General features: G+C 41.8%; 17 protein-coding genes. 4 read left to right on the forward strand and 13 right to left on the reverse strand.

What is annotated here, in order from left to right:
• Positions 1–60: 60 nt before the first annotated feature.
• From IEY03_RS01630 to IEY03_RS01665, 8 genes are all read right to left on the reverse strand, one after another.
• On the reverse strand, positions 61–876 hold the full coding sequence (locus IEY03_RS01630; RefSeq protein ID WP_188839591.1) for an alpha/beta fold hydrolase: 816 nt from the start codon (positions 874–876) through the stop codon (positions 61–63).
• 181 nt (positions 877–1057) lie between these two features.
• A complete protein-coding gene (locus tag IEY03_RS01635; RefSeq protein WP_188840019.1) occupies positions 1058–1732 on the reverse strand; it encodes a M15 family metallopeptidase in 675 nt (224 codons plus the stop codon).
• Positions 1733–1764: 32 nt separating this feature from the next.
• Positions 1765–2895 carry a succinyl-diaminopimelate desuccinylase gene (dapE, locus tag IEY03_RS01640; protein WP_188839592.1) on the reverse strand — a complete coding sequence of 377 codons (1131 nt, stop codon included), beginning with the start codon at positions 2893–2895 and terminating at the stop codon, positions 1765–1767.
• Positions 2892–3236, reverse strand: coding sequence for an ArsC family reductase (locus IEY03_RS01645; RefSeq protein WP_188839593.1), 345 nt, complete (start codon positions 3234–3236; stop codon positions 2892–2894). The genes dapE and IEY03_RS01645 overlap by 4 nt, the downstream gene beginning before the upstream one ends.
• A 202-nt stretch (positions 3237–3438) precedes the next feature.
• Entirely contained in the window at positions 3439–3954 is a 516-nt protein-coding gene (crr, locus tag IEY03_RS01650; RefSeq protein ID WP_188839594.1) for a PTS glucose transporter subunit IIA, read from the reverse strand.
• A 155-nt stretch (positions 3955–4109) separates the two neighbouring features.
• Positions 4110–5828 carry a phosphoenolpyruvate--protein phosphotransferase gene (ptsP, locus tag IEY03_RS01655; RefSeq protein ID WP_188839595.1) on the reverse strand — a complete coding sequence of 573 codons (1719 nt, stop codon included), beginning with the start codon at positions 5826–5828 and terminating at the stop codon, positions 4110–4112.
• 9 nt (positions 5829–5837) lie between these two features.
• The gene (locus IEY03_RS01660; protein WP_188839596.1) at positions 5838–6095 is read right to left on the reverse strand and encodes an HPr family phosphocarrier protein; all 258 of its coding nucleotides are present in this window, start codon (positions 6093–6095) and stop codon (positions 5838–5840) included.
• 97 nt (positions 6096–6192) lie between these two features.
• The gene (locus tag IEY03_RS01665) at positions 6193–7797 is read right to left on the reverse strand and encodes a methyl-accepting chemotaxis protein (protein ID WP_188839597.1); all 1605 of its coding nucleotides are present in this window, start codon (positions 7795–7797) and stop codon (positions 6193–6195) included.
• Between the two features lie 269 nt (positions 7798–8066).
• Here IEY03_RS01665 and IEY03_RS01670 point away from each other — a divergent pair, with 269 nt between their 5' ends.
• The 4 genes from IEY03_RS01670 (at position 8067) to IEY03_RS01685 (ending at position 11851) form a co-directional block, all read left to right on the forward strand.
• Positions 8067–8780, forward strand: coding sequence for a DUF3334 family protein (locus IEY03_RS01670; RefSeq protein WP_188839598.1), 714 nt, complete (start codon positions 8067–8069; stop codon positions 8778–8780).
• A gap of 53 nt (positions 8781–8833) precedes the next feature.
• A complete protein-coding gene (locus IEY03_RS01675; RefSeq protein WP_188839599.1) occupies positions 8834–9865 on the forward strand; it encodes a LacI family DNA-binding transcriptional regulator in 1032 nt (343 codons plus the stop codon).
• A gap of 99 nt (positions 9866–9964) precedes the next feature.
• A complete protein-coding gene (locus tag IEY03_RS01680) occupies positions 9965–10888 on the forward strand; it encodes a transporter (protein ID WP_188839600.1) in 924 nt (307 codons plus the stop codon).
• A 24-nt stretch (positions 10889–10912) separates the two neighbouring features.
• A complete protein-coding gene (locus IEY03_RS01685; protein WP_188839601.1) occupies positions 10913–11851 on the forward strand; it encodes a DUF808 domain-containing protein in 939 nt (312 codons plus the stop codon).
• A gap of 199 nt (positions 11852–12050) precedes the next feature.
• Here the strand turns inward: IEY03_RS01685 and IEY03_RS01690 are convergent, their stop codons facing one another.
• The 5 genes from IEY03_RS01690 to IEY03_RS01710 all read right to left on the reverse strand — a co-directional run bounded on the left by IEY03_RS01690 (position 12051) and on the right by IEY03_RS01710 (position 21465).
• The gene (locus IEY03_RS01690; protein ID WP_188839602.1) at positions 12051–12434 is read right to left on the reverse strand and encodes a DUF805 domain-containing protein; all 384 of its coding nucleotides are present in this window, start codon (positions 12432–12434) and stop codon (positions 12051–12053) included.
• A 221-nt stretch (positions 12435–12655) separates the two neighbouring features.
• A complete protein-coding gene (locus IEY03_RS01695) occupies positions 12656–15112 on the reverse strand; it encodes a glucan 1,4-alpha-glucosidase (RefSeq protein ID WP_188839603.1) in 2457 nt (818 codons plus the stop codon).
• 53 nt (positions 15113–15165) lie between these two features.
• On the reverse strand, positions 15166–16725 hold the full coding sequence (locus IEY03_RS01700) for an MFS transporter (RefSeq protein ID WP_188839604.1): 1560 nt from the start codon (positions 16723–16725) through the stop codon (positions 15166–15168).
• A gap of 657 nt (positions 16726–17382) precedes the next feature.
• A complete protein-coding gene (locus IEY03_RS01705) occupies positions 17383–19557 on the reverse strand; it encodes a glycoside hydrolase family 97 protein (protein WP_188839605.1) in 2175 nt (724 codons plus the stop codon).
• A gap of 123 nt (positions 19558–19680) precedes the next feature.
• Positions 19681–21465, reverse strand: a complete 1785-nt coding sequence (locus IEY03_RS01710; RefSeq protein WP_188839606.1) for a protein adenylyltransferase SelO — start codon at positions 21463–21465, stop codon at positions 19681–19683.
• Between the last annotated feature and the right edge of the window lie 51 nt (positions 21466–21516).

The raw sequence follows: 21516 nt of genomic DNA on the forward strand, positions 1-21516 counted from the left end.
TAGGTAGGAAAACCTTATTCGTATGCACATTACGAATAAGGCACTAGTTTAAGTCGCTGCTTATTGCTGCTGATAAAAGTTTTCCAATAGAGTATTGATTTGTGCGGGTTGTTCAACCATGGCTAAATGCCCAGCACCTGCAAGGTGATGTAAACTGGCACCATCAATATCATCACTCATTAAGTAACTTTCTAATACTGTCCTAAGTTGATTTTCCACCCCGATGATAACCAGTGTCGGTAAAGTGAATTGCTCAACCAATTCCATGGTGTCGCGTTTATAAATAGCCATATGAGCAAAACGGCTTAACACAGGAACTTGCTGACTGTCGATTTTGATTAATTGTTGGCTGAATTGATTTACCAGATTGTGATCTGGTTTTCCCTTAGCAAACATCAAAGTACTGATAGTGTTGGCCAGCTCTTCTGTGATGATTTTTGTTTGGTTCATTACGTCTAACCATTGCTGATACTTGACGCAATTAACTTCTGGTTCAAAGCCGATAAATGCATTTAGCATGACCAATGATTTCACTTTCGATGGTTGCAGTAACACCATTTCCGCTGCAATAGCAGCGCCACAGCCGTGTCCAATAATGTGATATTCTGCTATCTCAATATCAGCTAAAAATTGTGCTATATGGCTAGCCACATCGACTAAATTTCTTGTTTTAGCTGGAATGAATTTACTGTCGCCATGCCCCCACAAGTCTATGGCAATACAGCGATAATGCTGGCTTAAATGTGTCACTTGTGCCTGCCAAATCTGCCTGTCAGCAAATAATCCATGCAGGAGTACAACCACATCACCTTGACCGTGATCGGTGTAATGCAGTGGTTGTTGTTCGATTAAAGCTTGTTTTGAATTCGATAACATAGTGAGACTCAATAATTGATCAAGATGGCTTTGATAATTGTTCGCCGCCAGTAAAAATATAGTCAAAAACTAGGGCGATGGACGTCAGCAGACGCTTGTATTCTAATTTGGCTATCGTTTCATCTATTTGTCATGCCTTGTTTAAAATGCAGTACTTTTAAACAAAATAACCCCTGTAACGTTAGTCGTTAAACGGGGGGGGAGCGACAAATTTAACGTAATGGCTAACCAGCTTATCAAGTTGAGATAACGTAGACAGCTTTAGTTCAAAATCAGCGTTATCCAGCACTTTTGCTAAGTCACTCCCTGAAAAAAGGCTCGTGTAACCCCTAGATATAGGAAAGTAACTTAAATGCCATTCCTCCGGGCTGACACCACTTTTGCCATGTTGAAAAGGAAAGTAAAAACCAAATTGTGCTGCGTTTTGCTGTAACCACAGGTATAAGTCATGACAGGGGCCACCAGCTTGATATTCTTTTGCGACTAATTGTAAATTATCGCGGTTGATATTACTCGGGTCATATACATCGATATCTGTGCCCCAATGATGTCGAGATGCGCCTGGAAGTGCAGACCAAAGTAAAATGGCGTCGATAGTTTCTTCAGATGATAAAGAGCTAAAATCAATTGGTTGATGCTGTAAATCGAGCAATTGACGTTTGCCTGATGCTTTGGCATTCCAAATAGATAATTGCTTATCAAAACTACGATAAGCAGAGCAGATGGCAATCTCAATGCCAGCATTTTTTGCTGACGTTCGCATGGCAGAAAATGCCCTAGCGGCATCCTTTTGCAATAGCAAAGATTCAAACTCTATCAATGCAGAGGCATCCAAACCATATAAATTTGGATGCATGATTGTTGATGGCGTGGTGTCGCTATTTGTACCTAGTCGCACAAAAGTTTTTCCAAAATTCGCTCATAACAGAGTGTCAGTAATTCAAGATCTGCGGTGCTGACACACTCATTGATTTTGTGGATGGTCGCATTAACAGGCCCTAATTCAATCACCTGAGCACCTGTAGGGGCAATAAAGCGTCCATCAGAGGTGCCACCTGAGGTTTGTGGATCGGTATCATAACCAGTGACTTCACGAATACTTTGCTTAGTTGCTTCTAGTAATGGTCCATCGCCAGTTAAAAATGGCAGGCCATTGAATACCCAATCAATATCATAATCTAAGCCATGGGCGTCTAATAAGCTGAGTACGCGCTGGATCAATTCTTCAGCTGTCACTTCGGTGGAGTATCTGAAATTAAACATCACTTTGAGATCGCCAGGGATCACATTAGATGCACCAGTGCCACCGTTAATATTCGCAATTTGAAAACTGGTTGGCGGGAAAAATTCATTGCCGTTATCCCAGTGCATTTGTGCCAATTCAGCTAATGCAGGTGAAGCCTTATGAATAGGGTTGTCGGCTAAGTGAGGGTAGGCAACGTGGCCTTGAATTCCTTTCACTGTTAGGTTGCCAGTTAAGCTGCCTCTACGACCATTTTTTACAACATCACCCAGTTTATGGGTTGATGAAGGTTCGCCAACTAATGCCCAAGTGATTTTTTCATTCCGGGCTTCAAGAGTTTCAATCACTTTCGGCGTGCCATTAATGAATGGGCCTTCTTCATCGCTGGTGATCAAATAGGCTATCGAGCCTTTATGATTGGGATGTTTTGCCACAAAGCGTTCGGTTGCAACTATCATTGCCGCCAAAGAGCCTTTCATATCGGCTGCACCGCGGCCATGCAAATAGCCATCAATAATTGTTGGGTCAAAAGGCGGTGTATGCCAACGACTTAAATCACCCGTAGGTACAACGTCGGTATGGCCTGCAAAACAAAAAACCGGGGCTTCAGTACCGCGGCGAGCCCACAAGTTAGTGGTATCGTGAAATACCATAGACTCGATATTAAACCCAATTTTACTCAAGTGATCAGCCATTAAAGGTTGGCAACCTTCATCGAGCGGCGTTACCGAGGCGCGTGAGATTAAATCTTTTGCTAAATCAATAACATTACTCATTTTTTGAACCACGCTTGATAGTCAGCATCTTTAAAACCTACCATCACGTTTGACTGGCTTTCTAGGACAGGACGTTTGATTAGGGTAGGGTGTTCCAGCATTAAAGCTATGGCTTTTTGTTCGGTTAGATCCGTCTTTTGAGCTTCATCCAAGCCTCTAAAGCTAGTGCTTCGCTTGTTAAATACGGTTTCCCAACCTAAGATTTGGCACCATTTAGCAACACTTTCCTGGGTCAGAGCTTGCTCTCGAAAATCATGAAATTCGTGGTCAATATTATGTTTTTCTAACCATTTACGTGCTTTTCGAACCGTGTCGCAATTTTTAATACCATATAACTTCAATCTGAATACTCCCTTTATGATTTACTGCGCTTTGGGGTGTGATACAACATTGTGGCATTGTGATTAAGCTTGAACAAGATAAAGGCGCGTGTTTGAAGATATTTCACCCATTAGATATCACAAAAGAAAAAGCAGATAATCAATATCTGCTTTTCTAACACGCATGTCGATTGGTATCGACGCTATTAATTGACTCAGTTGTCTATGATAGCTGAACCGTGAAAATAATGTCTTTTCCTGCTGTGACATGACCTTGAGGGGATTTATCTAGCCCTTTAATGTCTTCCATATTGGCAAGTACAACAGGAGTTAACAGGCTTTCCACTTGCCCCTGTAAGAAGGCTAAATCAAAGGACAAAATTGGCTCCCCGGCTTTAACTTGTTGCCCTTCCTCGGCAAGACGTTTAAAACCATTACCACGAAGTTCTACAGTGCCGACGCCAAAATGAACAAATAGTTCTAATCCTTGTGGTGACTCTATACTAAATGCATGATTAGTTTCAAAAATTTTACCTATGGTGCCGTCAATAGGGGCGAGTATAAATTCACCTTCTGGATTGATGGCAATACCATCGCCAACTATTTTTTCGGCAAATACCACATCGGGTACTTTTTCAATGGGTACGATTTGTCCGGAAACCGGTGCATAGATAGCAATACCCCCAGTGAGTTCTGGTTGGCCTGAAATTAGTCGACGAATACGGCTTAAAAATCCCATTTGAGCAAGCCTCTTGTTATTGTTGTTTTCATTATAGTTGTCTCTGGCCAACTTATAACACATTCTAAGCTTAACTAAATACTTTGATTGATTTTTACATCTTGATTATCAGTGTGTAATTAGTGCGATTTGGATAACGTGCTGCCAAATCAGTATTAATTGCTTAAGTTAAACGTTTTTATGGCCTCGTCAATGGCTGCATTGGAAATTAGTTGCTTAACCGATTGAGCATGCTGATAAAATGCACTGTAGTTACCCTCGACAATACGTGCTTTCACCGCCAGTAAACTAGCGGGGTTAATGCTAAGTTCATTTAAGCCCATGCCCATCAATAGGGGTAAGACGTTTGCATTGCTAGCTAGCTCGCCACATAAACAGACTTTAACCTTTGCCTGATTGCATTTCTCAATCGTCATGGCAATCAATTTCAGTACAGCAGGCGATAAAGGTGGATATAGATTCGCTAATTTAAGGTTAGTGCGATCCGCTGCAAGGGTGTATTGAGTTAAGTCATTACTGCCTATACTGACAAAATCTAAATAAGGTAGCATACTTTCTAGTGACAACACGGCCGCTGGGGTTTCCACCACAATCCCATATTGAACAGTGCCAAACTTTTTACCTTGTTCAACGAGTTGTTGCTTTGCTTGTTCTATTAGCTCAAACGCTTGAAGCAGCTCTTCAATTTGACTCACCATAGGAAACATCAAGCGAATATCACCATGACAAGCCGCTCTTAAAATGGCTTTCGTTTGCACAATAAACATGTCAGGGTGCAGTAAACTGTAACGAATACCTCTTACGCCAAGGGCGGGGTTTTCTTCACTATGTTGGTTTAAGCAGGGAATGTCTTTATCAGCGCCAACATCAAATGTTCTAATGGTAAATACTTGGCCATTTAACGCTTGTAACGCATCACAATAAAGTTTGTATTGTTGGTCTTCATTGGGTAATGCCTGGGCATTCATCAGTAAAAACTCTGTCCTAAATAAACCTATGCCGTCACTTCCAACTAACATTAATGAACTGATATCGCTTAAATTGCCCACATTGGCTCGTAATGTTAATGCATGTCCGTCTAGGGTATGGCTAGGTTTATCTTTGTATATGAGTAATGCTTGCTGCTGCTTGAGGTAGTCTGCGAGCTTATGCTCGAGCGATGCTTGTACTTCAGCATTCGGTTCAATGTAGAGTACACCCTCGATGGCATCGAGGATCAGCGATGAACCATCTTCAATATGACCATCTTGGCTGGACCAGGGGCAATTTAATAATGCTGGAATGCCAGCTGAGCGCGCTAATATTGCAGTGTGGCTGGTTAAGCCGCCAGATTCTAATACAATGCCTTTAATAAACTTCAGCGGTAACATAGCAAAGTCTGCGGGGGTAAGGTCATCTGCCAATAAAATGGTATTTTTAGTCAGTGTTGATAAGTCGTGCTGGCTTTTACCTTGCAAAGTGGTGATCAAGCGTTTGGCGAGTAATAAAATGTCCTGACTACGATTAGCAAGATATGGATCGTCTATGTCAGCAATTGCCAAAGCTAGTTCGTTAAAAATGCGTTCAACCGCGACAGTCGCACTGACTCGATATTGTTCAATGTGTTGTTGGATGTCTTCCAAAAGCGCTTCATCTTCAAGGAATAAGATATCTGCATCTATTAATTGAAAGGTATCGCAGCTTGGACACACACGTTGTTGGCAATCTTGAAGATAGCTAATGAGTTGGTCAGTCGCTTTTTTTAAGGCATTTTTCTCAGATGGGATATTGGCAACAGGCAGTAAACGTAGGTCCAGTGGTTGAGGGTGAGTGCTAATATTAAGTGCTTGCCCAATTGCCAAACCCGTTGAAACCACAATGCCATTTACCTGCATGATAACCTCTTAGCTTAAGGTAATGAGAAGTTCAGAAACCCTTTCAACCGCCTGTTGAGCTTGCTCCCCTTGCGCCAAAACCGTTACTTCAACGCCCTGATATAAGCCCAGGGTTTGTAGCTTAAATAAACTTTTAGCACTCGCTTGTTTACCATTACATTCCACAATCACATCACAAGCAAAACTTTTTGCTTCTTTTACAAGTAAAGCCGCAGGGCGAGTATGAATACCATGTGGTGCTGTGATGGTAACGGTTTTTTGATACATGATGAGACTCTTTATAAGGGCTGAGGCTAAAACCGAATTACTATACCTTAATGTACCAAGTCATCAAAGCAAGCAATTCGATGCATTTTTTTGATGGCTAAATCTTAAATTGCTTCAGAGTCTTGTCCATCTTTTGGCTAATGTGCTTTAACTCATTTGCCTCATGCTCATTGGTTTCATTGGCAATGACGACTTGGTCGGTAAGATTTGAAATCGAATTAATGTTGATATTTACCTCCTCGGTTACCATTGCTTGTTGCTCTGTGGCACTGGCTAATTGGTTGGTCATATCATTAATGTTGCCAACCAGCGCCAAGATTATTGCCATTGCTTCACTCGACTGGCGCGCCTTTGATTGTAAGTCGTCCGATTGCTGTAAAGTTTGGCTATTACTTTGCCTCAACAATTCAATCCCCTGATGAATTTTCGCGACGATTTGATTGATTTCATTGGTTGAATCTTGAGTTCTGTTGGCTAATGCCCGTACTTCATCGGCAACCACCGCAAATCCTCTTCCATGAGTGCCAGCTCTGGCGGCTTCAATTGCAGCATTCAGTGCCAGTAGGTTAGTTTGATCGGCGATACCTTTAATGACGTCTAAAATTGAACTGATTTCATTGGATGATTTTGATAATGACTCACTGACTTCAACGTTATGGCGTAATTCATTGCCTAGCGCTTCACTTTGGCTAACGGTTAAATGCATCAACGCCTGTCCATGTTTAGCCTGAGAGGTGACTTCAGTTGCGCTTTCTGCCGTTTGCTGAGTATTACGTGCCATGTCTTGGGTGGTAGTCAGCATTTGATGAATCGCCGCGGCCACGCTTTGGGTTTCTTGATTGACGTTTTGGCTGCTTTGCTGGCAAGTGCTGACCGAGGCTAATAATTCACTGGCATTGATATTTAATTGTTTACCAATAGGATTAAGCTCACCAACAACATTGGCAATTTTCACAACGAATAAATTGAATGCTTTTGCTAATTCAGACACTTCATCTTTGCCATTTTCATCTAAGCGCTGGCGCAAATCGCCTTCACCGGCGGCAATGTCTTGCATCGTCGCGATGACAGTGTTGATGGGTGTTGTAATTGAACTATTCAACAATAAGAAAAAGATGAAAATGGGCACTGAAATCATCAGCATAATAATCAAATAATCTACAATAATCCCACTCAGGTTGGCGTTGATGTCGTCCATATTCGCATTAGATACCAGGTAAACATTTCGCTGGTTATCATAAACGGCTGTTAATAAGCGAGTCTGGGAGCGACCTTTAATATTGAATTCAATACTGGCGTTGGCAAAGGTTTGAGTTTTAGCTTGATCAAGTAAATGGCTAAGACTTAATTGACCACCGGTATCGGTTAATCTGCTTAAATTTGTGGTAAAAAGTGGATCTGAGGTTTTCGACAATATTTGTCTGTTAGTGTCTAATAGATAAATTGGGTTTTGACTGTGTTGATTGATACCATCTAGTAGGTTAACAAGTTGATTATCATTATATTGATTAACAGCTAGTTCATTTGCTGTTGCGAGAAAAAGGCTAATGTTACTTTCTAATTGATGATGTTTTTCATGACTCAAATTGTCATATTGCTTTTTGACTGAAAAACTACCAAAACACACGGTACCGATAGCGGCTAAAATAAGCATGATAAATAAGCGTTTTAATATTGTTAACTGGCGTAATGATGCAATCATTGCCGTCCTCATTAGGTCAACTCAAGATGGCATTAGGATATAAGAAATAGCACCAACTGTAGTGTTTGTAATACCAAAATTGTGATGTGTGAAACAAATTAAGTAAAAACTAAATTTACTGGCAGAAATTTAAAAATAATGTTAAATCAAAAGCTTAATGAACTATCAAGGTTTTTCACTAAATTAGTAAGCTAAAGAGTTGTTTTAATTTTGATTTTTTATCATTTTACCCGCAAGATTAGGGTAATTATAAAAATAAGGCGTCCCCCATGAATGCATATCAAACCGTTAACAATGACGATATTTTGTTAAAACTCTGCCATTCAGTTTCTCATGTGCTTTCTAGTACGAGTGCGAGCCATGTTACCCATGCTGGCATGGTGCAATCTATTTCGCGAACTCGTTTAAAACCAGATCTGGGTTGCTTTTCAATTTTCGATGGTGGATTTTCTGGTTTGGTAGTGATTAATTTCTCTGCTGATGCAGCAATTGAAATTTATCGCCGCTACATGATTAACATGGGCATGCCAGAAACAGAGCTGGCTTTTTCACATACTTCCGATGATGTTGCTAACGTGATGGGGGAGTTGATGAATCAAATTTTAGGTGATTTTATTGGCAAAATATCTAAAGAGCTGCAAACATCAATTAGTCAAAGCCAGCCTAAAATGTTAACTATTAACAAAGAGTTGACCATTTCTGTTGATACGAATTTAGATAATGCAGTTGCAAGGCGCGTGTCATTTCGCACAGAAAACAATCATATTTTCTATCTCGAATTCGCTATGGATAAAACCGAGTTTATGCGTTCTGAAGATTTTGAAATGGATGAAGAATTCGATCCAGATTCTTTATTTGAAACCCATAGTCCAAAAGAAGCTAAAGCGGTTAAAGCATCTCATGTAAAGCCAAAGCAAGATCCTAAATCAGCAGGTGTTGTTGTTGCAGAAGCTGATAGTTTACTCGATGAACTCGGGCTTTAGTTTGTTTAAAAAGTCTAATAGCAAAATAAAATGAATAAGGCAGAGCGATAAACATGGCATCGAAAGCAACATCAATTGATATTGCTTATCGCGCAGGCGTTTCCCAATCTACGGTTTCACGCGCGTTAAGAAACAGTCCTTTAGTTAATTTAGAGACTCGGCAACGTATTCAAGCGATTGCCAAAGAAATGAATTACAAAGTTGATAAGAATGCCAGTAATTTGCGAACACAAAATAGTCATACCTTAGCGTTGTTGATTTGTGAAGATCCCACTAATGATGATTCAATGATTAATCCGTTTTTCTTATCTATGTTAGGGTCAATCACGCGGGCAACTGCGCAACAAGGTTATGATTTATTAGTTTCATTTCAACAGCTTTCAAGTGATTGGCATGCTGATTATGAAGACAGCAACAAAGCCGATGGCATTATTTTATTAGGCTATGGCGACTACATGGATTATGCCCATAAGCTTGAAAAGCTGTTGGCGCAAAACACCCATTTTGTTATTTGGGGCGCGGAACATAATAATAAATCAGTATTATCCATTGGTTGTGATAATCACCAAGGTGGGGTTATTGCTACCCAGCACATGTTGGCACAGGGTAGAAAACACATTGCATTTCTAGGCGATTCCTCGAGTCATAGCCCTGAATTTAGAGATCGCTATCTAGGTCATTGTGAAGCGTTAAAAGAACAGCAAATCAAACCCAATAAACAACTGCAGTTTGATGCAATTAGTACCGAAAGCTCAGGGTTTGATGCCGCTAATAAACTACTGGACAAAGGTATTGAATTTGATGCGATATTTGCAGCAAGCGACCTGATCGCAATTGGCGCATTACGTGCCTTAAAGAAACGGGGTGTCGACGTGCCTAATGATGTGGCGATTATTGGCTATGATGATATCCCAGTGGCCAGTTTTGCTAATCCATCTTTAACAACCATTAAGCAAAATACCCAGTTGGCAGGAGAAATATTGGTCGAGAGTTTGTTAAAACTTATTCGTGGCCAAGAGGTTGCCCCTATGTTGATCCCAACCAATCTTGTCATTCGTCATTCGTGTGGTGCAAGCGCCGACTAATGGCTGATGAATGGCAGATGAATGGCAGCTTAACTCTGGAAACACATTGTTATGCAGTGTGTTTATGTTGCAATAATCATTAAAGGACTGATAGATTCAATGCCAACGCTACCATTTCAACACTTGATTAAACCAATCACCATTTCGATTTTCCTTACAAGCTTTCTGTTTAGCTTGAATGGCTCAGCACAAGATTTAGAACCTCGCAGTTATACTAATATTCCGATTGATATGCAGTTTATTGTTGCGGGTTACGGCCGTTCGCAAGGGGGGTTATCACCTGCACCAGAAGTGCCTCTTGAAGAGTCGGATATTGAAATCAATGCGGGTATTTTAGGTTATGCGGCGACGTTTGATTTAGGTGGCAGTTCGTCAAAATTTGATATGGTGACTAGCCGACTTTGTATTGGTGGTTCGGCGATATTTAAGGGGGAATATATAGAAGATGAGCGCTGCGGATATGGTGATCCCAGTTTCAGATTGACCTGGAATTTCTATGGTGCCCCGTCACTCACTCGACAAGAATTTGCCCAATATAAAGAAGGGTTAGTCATGGGAGCCAGTTTACAAGTGACAGCACCTATTGGAACCTATGATGCCAGTAAGCTAGTCAATATTGGCGCTAATCAATGGGTATTTAGACCAGGTTTTGGGGTGTCATACCGGATTGGTGATTGGTATTACAGTGCAAATACCACAGTACGTTTATACCAAGACAACAAAGAGTTTTATAACGGAATTTACTTAGAGAAAGCCCCACAATACTCACTTCAGGGCCATCTCATTTACAGTTTGGCAAAAGGTCAGTGGTTATCATTGAGCGCAAATTACTTTATCGGTGGTGAAACCACTAAAAATGGAATTAAAGCTGACGATGAACAAGATAATTCACGTTTTAGCTTAACTTACTCATTTGCATTGAATCAAAATCATAGCTTTAAGTTGTATGCTCATACAGGCGTGATTACCCGCATAGGTAACGACTTCGACTCATTTGGCGTACTGTGGCAGTATGCGTTATAACGCGTTTAAAGGAATAAATTGACTATGGCTGGTGCAAGTTTACTGACATTACTTGATGATATCGCATCGATTTTGGACGATGTCGCAGCAATGAGCAAAGTGGCCGCTCGTAAAACTGCGGGCGTATTGGGTGATGATTTAGCATTAAATGCGCAACAAGTATCAGGTGTCGCTTCTGAACGAGAGTTGCCAGTGGTATGGGCCGTGGCTAAAGGCTCGTTTCGTAATAAATTGGTGTTAGTGCCAGCAGCATTAGTGATCAGTGCTTTTATTCCGTGGGCAATTACGCCGCTATTAATGTTTGGTGGCTTATTTTTATGTTACGAGGGGTTTGAAAAACTACATCATTCCTATACACATAGAAAACCAAAAGACCTGCATAATAATAACGCGCCAGCACAAAAAATCGCCGAAGATATCGAAGATTTACAGGCATATGAGCAAGACAAAATAAAGGGCGCCATTCGAACCGATTTTGTTTTGTCTGCTGAAATCATTGCAATCAGTTTGGGCGTTGTTGCTGAGTCAGACTTAATGAACCAATTTCTAACCTTGTCTGTCATTGCTGTGATCATGACAGTCGGGGTTTATGGTTTAGTGGCAGGGATAGTAAAGATAGATGACCTTGGCTTCTACCTTAACCAGCGGCAAGGTGCAGGGCTATTGACTCGTTTTGGACGTTACATTGGTTTGAAATTGATTTTAGCCGCACCTTATCTAATGAAAATATTAACCCTAGTCGGTACGATTGCTATGTTTATGGTTGGCGGGGGGATTTTAACCCATGGTCTACATCTAGTGGGAGAGTCGATAGAACATGCTGCAACCTGGGTGTCTCAATTGGACTATATAGGTACAGTATTAGCTCTCATGGCGCCCAGTGTATTAAATGCCTTGTTTGGCGTTGTAGCAGGAGCGTTAGCACTCGCCTTGATGGCCATGGTACAAAAGATTCGAAATTAATAACCCTTGTTTAAATCAGCAATAAACCCCAACAAAAAAGCATATTGTCGCGCTTAAAAACGCAGCAATATGCTTTCTAGTTTTGAGTTTTTAATCAACCTTCGTTAATCATGTTTATAAGGCTATCGCATTACAAGTCACTGATTAATTGATATACGTGAATATCGATTCTATTTAAATAACTGATCATTAAGTAAAATTAAGCGTTTAATTCATTGTCAGTTAACATTTTAGGGTTAGCTCCATATTCATTGTCTTCTTTACTGTCAAAACAGAATACGACGAGTAAGAACAAGGCGCCCAGTAAAGGGATTAATCCAATTAACAACCACCAGCCAGAATGATTGGTGTCATGCAAGCGTCTAACCGCAACCGCAATACTCGGAATAAGCACTAATAATGTATACACACCGCTAAGAGTCCCCAAACCTGTGATTTCATCGTAACTACCGATCCCCATATCAACCAGTGATAATATAAAACTTACGATAAAATTGAATAAGGTAAACATCCAATATTCTTTACGACGCGCACGTCCACTAAAAACAAAATATTGCTTCAATACTTTTACATACCATTCCATTGTTTAATATCCTAAATTTAAAATTTACTTAACTTTTAGTCTGGTGAATATACACCAAAAACTGTTAGCTAGTAGTATCAATTTCATTACTGATTAACAAGTAAAACGGCTAAAAAATACCGCCATATTGTGAAATTTGGCGGTATTGATACGAATGAAAATGTGCTGCTAATTCAAAGCTAGCCAATAATTGAGATTATTAACGGATACAATAAAAGCTATCAGCGTAATTTTTTCTCAACAATAGGGTAGTGATCCCACACCTGTTCGTCGGTCATCGAACGCACCAACTTTACATATTCAGCATGTGTCCAAGCCAGTGGCGTTGCTGAGTTTGTGCCTTGTCCCATAGTGTATTGGTAACGTGTTGTGTTACCAACCCCATCCCAAGATTGTTCTGGTAACATTAATCCTTGATTGGCAAAGGTTTCCATGCCCTGTACATAGGTATTGATAAGTTGTTTTTTAGTTACTGGAGTAAGATCGCCAACAGCTTTTGCCAGTGCCAACTCATAATGCCCACGCTCACCGGTAAAGAATGGCCATACTCGACCCCGTTGTTGTTCAGTATTGCCTTTTTCGGCATAACTTAAACCAGTAACGGTATCCTCACCATAACCATCGTTGCCATAACGGCGATAACCTGGAATCTTAGTGCCATCTTTAGCGATAAATTCGTATTTCAATCGTAAATTGTCTTCAAGCTGTGTGTTATCTACCAGTGTTACGCTGTTTTGAATAATTGGATCCTGAGCGTTTTTAACCCCATAGCGCACCAACTCTAAAAATCCACCATCTAAAATTAACCGCTGATCTATGCCTGTTTTACCATTGTTATCGAGTAATTTATCCGCGGCATTTGGCGTGCCGTTTGGACTAATACGAAGATAAAAAGGCTTAGTTTCACCCTGATTATTTTGCGCAAAATCACCTGTGTTGGCGATCATAGTTGCGGCTAATTCACCCTCAAGTTGACGAGCGGCGTTTAAGTACAATGCACTATTTTGATCTTTTGCAAGAGTTGCTAATTCACTTGCCGCTACAAGGCCTGCAATTACAGCCGCTGTGGTAGAGGGTGAATATCCTGCTTGCTCTTCCCAGCGTTCCTGTTGCGTGCTCGGAGGATTGATTTGAGTGTCATTCCAATCCAGTTTTACCTTACCGCCTGTGATTAAAAAATCAGCCGCAGGTTTGAGCATTTGATGGTACCAGTGAGTCGCTTCTGCATCGTTTAGAACGCCAGCTTGCCATAGCTTCCAACCTAGCATGATTGGCATAGCAGTTTGATCAAGCTGGACACCAACCCATTCAATTTCGCCATCAACATGGGTTTTTTGTAAAAACCATCCTGGGGTGCCTTCATAGCCAGGCGTATTAGCAGTTACCTGAACTTTTTTCAGGTATTCAAATGCCACTTTAGGCGTTTGGGTATCACCCATGGCTAAAAATGCCATGGCGCATTGATAAAAATCGCGCGGCCAAACGGCTTTATATCCTGTGCTACCCACTTTGGCAGAAACTGTGTCTCCCCATGGGTTAGACAATGATGCAATTAACGCCCCTGCATGGGTTTTATCTTCCTGAGCTTTTAACACTAATGCGCTGGCATAAAGTAATTTGCCACCATCAGTGGTGTTATTTGCCATGGCGGTGAGCGGCGTCAGTGAAGCTAAATAATCTTTCCAGCCAAGATGTTTTTCATCACCAAGGTATGCGCTTAATACTGCGTCATAACCTAAGGCTAAAGTGGTATTCGCGTTATCTAAGCTGGCTTGCTTATCAGCACCAAAACCAAGGGTGAAGTTAACCGTATAACTGTTGCTATTGAGCGTAGGGTATTGCGCGGTCAATGCAACATTACCGACAGTGGCTTTGTCAGTGGCTGTTGTTTGGTATGTATTGTCTAATTGGCCGTTATCAGTTAAGTCAGCTATGCCATCAGATGTGCCTACAAAGCCCGCGCTGGCTTTAACAAAGTCAACATCAGAGCGAATGGTTAACACAGATGAATCCTTTGCGTTGGTATGGGCTATCAGCGCATTGTCGTCAACCGTTGCAATGTCATTGGCGCCACTATTATCAATATGCGGATTAGCATAAAGGTACGGGGTAATGCCATCTTCAAAGGCGGTAAATACGACTTTCATCATTAAACTGTCACGGTTGGGATCCGTAAAAATATGTTTCTCAATTTGGTATTTTCCGTCTTTATCTTTATTGACTATTTTATAAGCTAAAGACTGTGGTCGGCCTTGCGCATCAGTATGTAAATACTCAATGGTACTGTTTGTATGGTCTTTTTCTGTATCAATAAATCCATTACCCACAATCACAAATTGCAGTTCCTTTATCTGTGCATTGTGGATCATGCCGTACATGGTTTCGGTTAAAATACCTTGCGCGACTGAAAACCAAACTTTGCTGATTGGGTTAGTTTCAGAGCCTTGATATTGCCCCTCAGTGTATGGCTCATACGAAGTACCTATGCCTGTTTTACCTGAAAATGCCCATACTGGATCTGCTCCAGGTGCGCCAGGGGCAATAGAAATAACACTTGGCGGGGCAAGTTGAACATTTTTGACCGATTGATTTTCTGAACAGCCTGATAACCCAAGTAATGCAATAGTGATAACGCTGCTGAGCGGCGATTTTTTGATGATTGAACGCACCTTTAACATGGCAAACCCCAATTTTTTTAGTTTATTTTATTCGAATGCAAATCGTGAACGCGTTATTGAGTGTGTTTGTTCTGATCCACAAATAATACTGCGATACCTGAAATCATCATAAAGACCCCGCCTAACAACACAGCGTAAATAGGCTGGCCATCAAAGAATAACTTCAATAAAAGTCCAAGAATACTGGCGGCTAATAACTGAGGTATCACAATGAAAAAGTTGAATATTCCCATATAAACACCCATTTTCTGCGGGGGGATCACCCCAGATAACATGGCATATGGCACAGACAGAATTGACGCCCAAGCAAAACCAACACCAATCATAGGGATCCATAATTGTGTTGGGTCCTGAATAAAGTAGAAGCTGATTAAGCCACTGCCACCTATAAACATATTGATGGTATGGGTAAATTTAATTCCGACGGCTTTGGCCAAAAAAGGGATAATTATTGCTGCTATTGCTGCAAAGCCATTATATGACGCGAATAACATGCCGACCCAATCAGCGCCGTCATTGTATGCTTGGCTGACCACGTCCATTGTGCCGTAATGGTGAGACGTTACCGCTGCCGTGGTATATATCCACATAGCAAAGAGTGCAAACCAGGCAAAAAATTGCACGACAGCTAACTGGCGCATGGCTTTGGGCATGTGAAACAGATCATCTACCACGTTGAAAACTAAACCCATAGCACTGCGTGGCTGTTGTTGGTTATTGGCAAGCTTAATTGAGCAAATAAGTTGTAATGGACCAAAGGTAAAAATGCCTAAGCTTAAAATGTACAGTTGTTTGTCTAAGTCATTAAAAATGATCGCGGCAGTAAATATTGCGCCGATCACCATCCACAAAACAGCGCCATTGCGATATTGCTTTACTGAGCGGGTATTGGCGGGGTGAACGTGCTGCTGGCTAGATTCCTGTTGATGAAAATGCTCAAGTTCTTGTGGTGAATACTCCTTGGTAGAAATCACTGTCCAACCTACAGACAAGAACAATACTGCACCACCAAAATAAAATGCATAGCGCACAGAGTCGGCAATTTCGCCTGCAGGTGCTGTGTTGGTTACATCGAAGTAATTGGTCAGAATATATGGCAGCGCAGAGGCGATTACCGCACCAATCCCAATGAAAAAGCTTTGCATTGCATAGCCTTGGGTACGTTGGTTTTGTGGCAAATTATCTCCCACAAAGGCGCGAAAAGGTTCCATTGCGATATTGATTGATGCATCCATAATCCACAACATACCCGCGGCTATCCAAAGAGTTGGCGAGTGCGGCATAACAAATAAAGATAGGGTAGTTAGCACTGCGCCAATGAGAAAGTAAGGACGGCGACGCCCTAACAAGTTCCAGGTGTTATCACTTAGGTAGCCGATGATCGGCTGGACAATTAAACCCGTTAATGGGGCTGCTATCCATAGAATGGGTATCGCCTCAATATCGGCACCCAAAGTTTGAAATATTCGACTGACATTGGCATTTTGCAACGCGAAACCGAATTGGATCCCTAAGAATCCAAAACACATATTAAATATTTGCCAAAAATTAAGTTGGGGCTGGGTATTGGGTATGGGGCTCAGCGTTTGATTGTTTTGGTTATTTGCCGACATTTTTCTTCCTTTATAAGGGGTAAATCTATTGCTTACCCTTGCTAACTCGTTAGATAAAAAAATGGCGAATACACATCTCCCTAAGACGGGTATTCGCCAAAGACCTAATATCTTTACTCGGTAAATAACACACCCAATAAAGTTAATCGAGGTACTCCAAAGCTGATACTTCCCATGGCCTGTTCGGTATCAGAAACGACCTAGCCTTCTTCATCTCCACAAGCAGAGAGTGAAATTAGCAGGTTTTATAGTAGCCTCGGGCTATTGTTTTGCACAACTGAATACATACGTATTCATCAATTGCCAGTAACCTAATCAGTACATTTTAGTTACATTTGTCGGGCGTAACTCCAGAGGGCCTTTATACCCAAACAACTTGAAGATACGTGTTTCAGAGCTTCACCGTGTTTTCAATACTAGGCGCGTTAATGCGGTAATGTAGGTACCTTATAAATTAGCGCAACAACGCTCTTGATTTAAAAATCAGGGGAACACGGTGAAACTCCCTGAGGGCAAGTTTTACACGCGTTTATGCTGCGTTATTGATTTTGAAAAGGGAATAACCATTACCCGCAATCAATACCTTGCCTAAACGCGTGTAAATTCTTGCTGAAATCGAGCATCTTCAGGTTGTTTGGGTATATACATAACAACATGTTATTTAATGACTTTAAATCTTATTGCCGCTCCGCCACTGCTGGCCATTGTTAAGGTCAGTTTATCATTCGCGGTAACTGTTTTTTGCTCAATAACATAATCATAGGGATTGGTTAACCAATCTGCTTGATCACCATCGCGGTATATTTGGGCTAAGTACTTTAGCTTAGGTGTGAGAAAATCTAGCTTTATGTCAACTTTACGTGGTTGCTCATTGGTTAAACCGCCCAAAAACCAATCGTCATTTTTACGAGATTTACGTGCAAAAATAACATACTCACCCACTTCGCCCGCTATGGCTTTTGACTCACGCCAGTCGGTTGGTACATCCAAAATAAATTGAAATGCATCTAATCGTTCAACATAGTTACGTGGCAAATCAGCGGCCATTTGAATTGGGCTATATAACACCACATACAAGGCTAATTGCTTCATCAGTGTCGTTTGTACACGATTTATGGCATCAAGACCCTCGGGGGCTAAATTGAATATACCAGGGGTAAAATCCATCGGACCCGATAACATGCGGGTGTAAGGTAAAATGGCGGTATGTTCAGGACTATTGGGTGGATTTCCCCAAGCATTGAACTCTTGGCCTCTTGCACCTTCTCGGGCGATCCAGTTTGGGTAAGTACGGCGCAGGCCTGTATCTTTTATGGGTTCATGGGTGTTAATGCTGATCCCACGTTTTGCAGCTTCGGTAACGCTATGCAGGTATTCATTGACCATAAACTGACCATCGTGCCATTCATGGCGGGTGATACCGTTATCATCGACTCGTTTGATATCACCGCCATCAGCCACATAACCGGTTTTAACCTGGGTGACGCCATGCTGTTGATATAAATCGTAAGCTGCAGACATTTGTTTGCGGTAATTTGTCACCGAGCCCGATGTTTCATGATGACCTATCAGGCGCACATTCTTAGCTAAACCGTATTGGCTAATGGCTTTAATATCGAAATCATCGTAAGGTTGGGTAAAACTAAATACATCGCCGTTATGAAACCAACTACCATCCCAACCTTCATTCCAGCCTTCAACTAACACACCATCAAATCCATATTCGGCAGCAAAGTCCATATAGCGTTTAGTTTCTGCTGTTGTGGCACCGTGTTTGTCGCCAGAGCCCCATGTTTTTTCATTAACATGCATTGCCCACCAAATGCCTATGTATTTGCCTGGTTGCACCCAAGAGACATCGCCGAGTGTGTTCGGCTCATTCAGATTCAAAATAAGATCTGAATTCAACAAACCTATGGCATTATCACTAATCTGAATGGTGCGCCAAGGGCTGTTAAAGCCAGGTTGGGTTTTTACTAATATCCCGTCAGACCAAGGGGTAAGATCGGCGCGTAATGTACCATCACGGCGTTGATCTAATACCATAGCGGCATAGTCGGTCAGGGCGGCTTCATGAATGCTTAAATGCACGTTTTCAGCCGTTCTAAAGGTCATGGGAGTATGGGCGCGGTCAATTTTATCGAGGGAGGTTGTCTGGTATAAATACTCATAACGGTTCCATCCTCTCCCTGGGATCCACCATGCGGTAGTATGCTGTGGGTCGGGTATGACAAATTCTGTTAATTCGTGAGTAATGTCCAGTTTGGGCGTGTTAGCCAGCCCAGCTTGTTTTGGCACTGAATAGCGAAATCCAATACCATCATTAAAAGCTTTAAATTCAATATCAAATTCGACTTTTCCATTACTGAGCGTTGCCACAATGCGATTATAATGATCGCGCACATTTTCACGCTCACCCCAAGGTAGCTGCCAGGTTTGATCAACACTGTTACTGTTAATTTCTTTAATGTTGAAGTCGACGCCAAACTCACCTAACTGTTGGAATACCAAACCCAATTTGCTCGGATTAATCACGGTTTTGCCGTTAAATTGAACTTGATATTCAGGATAGCCATTATCGTCTGTCAAAGTAACAGAAATGTGCTTATCAGGGGAGACGACATTGACCGTTTTTGCTTGGGTTATGTTTGGAGTGGCTAAGCTGAAAAGTGCTACAGCACAGGATAAGCTAATAATGTTAGGTGTAAAACTTAGCTGTTTTGCTATGCCAGCAACGCGGGTTGTCACAGACGAGGCCAGTAAATGCGCCGAGCGTGAGGTTATAGTGGCCAGAGGTAATTTGGTTGAGCCAGATAAATAAGCGTGCGCCATACAAAATCCTTGTTGTTTATTATTTTTTATTCAACAAGCAATATATGACGCCTTCTGATTTTACCGCAAAGATCTGCATACGTATTCAACGTTTATTCCTGATACTTAAGCTGTCCCTTAGTATTACGAAGAGCAACTTAAGTGCGACAGGCCACCTACAGCAAAAAACTCAGCTGCCTTGAGTCGATAGTATTTATCTTCTACTTCCTGAGTCTGCTCTGCATAAGGTTGTGTCATCACAGACTGAAGTTCTTGTACGAGTGAGTAATTTCCCTCGTTAGCTTGGGTGTATGCTGGCACCAGTAACCACTCACGCAAACTGTATTTGGGGTTGATAAGATTCATCTGCTTTGATATTTGCTCCCGCGAGCGAGACATCACTAGATTTTCATGGGCTTTTACATCTGAACAGGCATCCGAGCTTGCCTCAAGATTGAAATAGTCTGTACAACCCAGTAATAATTGCCATTGGTATAGCCAAGCTGACCAGCGTTGTTCAAGCCCTTTGCTAGCATATGGTAAATGTTGGTAGAAACTTTTTTTCAGCGGGGTAATGTCGGCTGGCAGTTTAGAAAGCTCGCGAAAGAACAAGGTGTAATCAACAGGTGTTTGCACCATAAGCGCTTCAAGCTCAGTAAATAGCTCTGCATTGAATGAGTTTAGTCCAAGTTTGGCCGCCCACATCTGCTGCATTTTTGTTTGCATCTCGGTCGAAAAGCCATTTACCAAATTTTGAAGCTGATTTAGATCATTCGCTTTTGTCGCAAGCAAGGGGCTTAATGCTGTGCAAAACATTAAGAAATTGCGCTGTGCAGCCACGCCTTGATTCAAAAATGCAAAGTGCTGACCGCCACCTGTCCAAGGTTGGTATTGTGGGTCAAATACATCGCAAAAGCCGAATGGCCCGTAGTCGAGAGTGAAACCACCTGCGGCGCAGTTATCACTATTAAAGTTGCCCTGACAATAACCAACGCGGATCCAGTTGGCCACTAATGAGGTCAAGCGCTGACGGAACTCGCTTGCTAGCAGCAATACCTTGTCGCTAAAGCTAAGTTTCGCATCAATAACATCAGCGTACTCACGATCAATTAAGTGTAAAACCAATTGTGCAAGCTCTGCCATCGCTTGTGGGTGTTCTTGCTTTCGAGCACGGCGTCCAAAAAGTTCGAGTTGTCCAACCCTAATAAAGGATGATGCAACACGTGTAGATATAGCGACCGATTCATTGATCATTCTGTCAGGGTCCTGCGAGAGCGAACCCTCGGAATACCAAGGACGCTTAACCGTTTCGGTTTTTGATACATATAAACTCAGCGAACGCGAGGTTGGCACACCAAGTGCGTGCATGTGCTCTTGTGCTAAAAATTCTCGAACACTGGAGCGCAGAACAGCGCGACCATCGGCGCCACGACAATAAGGTGTGCGACCGCCACCTTTAAGCTGCATTTCCCAACGTTGCCCCTTGAACACAGCTTCAAGTATCGACATAGCACGGCCATCACCATAGCCGTTACCAGTTTTGAACGGGCACTGTTGTATGTATTCAGTACCAAAAATAGATAAAGCGTAACCACTGGCCCAACCGACTTTACTCATTGGTGCGGGCAGGTTAGACATGTCACCAGAAAACAAACTCATGAAGTCAGGAGACTGTGCCATGCTGTCAGCAAACCCCAGTTGTTTAAATAAAGTCTTGCTATGTGCAACATACTCGGGGGCTTGTATAGGCGTTGGTTTTACGGTGACGTAATGACCAGAAAATACTTGGCGCGGAGCATAGTCGATGCCATGTTCTGTTGCGTCAGGATCGCAATTAAGCGTGTCCATAAATGAATAGTTAACCAATTTAGCGAGGTCGTCGATGCAATTGACTGTTTGAGCTGTATTCAACGGCGGTTTAATTATCATAGGGTTTCTCGATGGTAAATAATTGCAAGTACCGTTTCCCTAGTGGGTGAT

This window comes from Shewanella aestuarii, from assembly GCF_014647215.1.
Classification (GTDB): domain Bacteria; phylum Pseudomonadota; class Gammaproteobacteria; order Enterobacterales; family Shewanellaceae; genus Shewanella; species Shewanella aestuarii.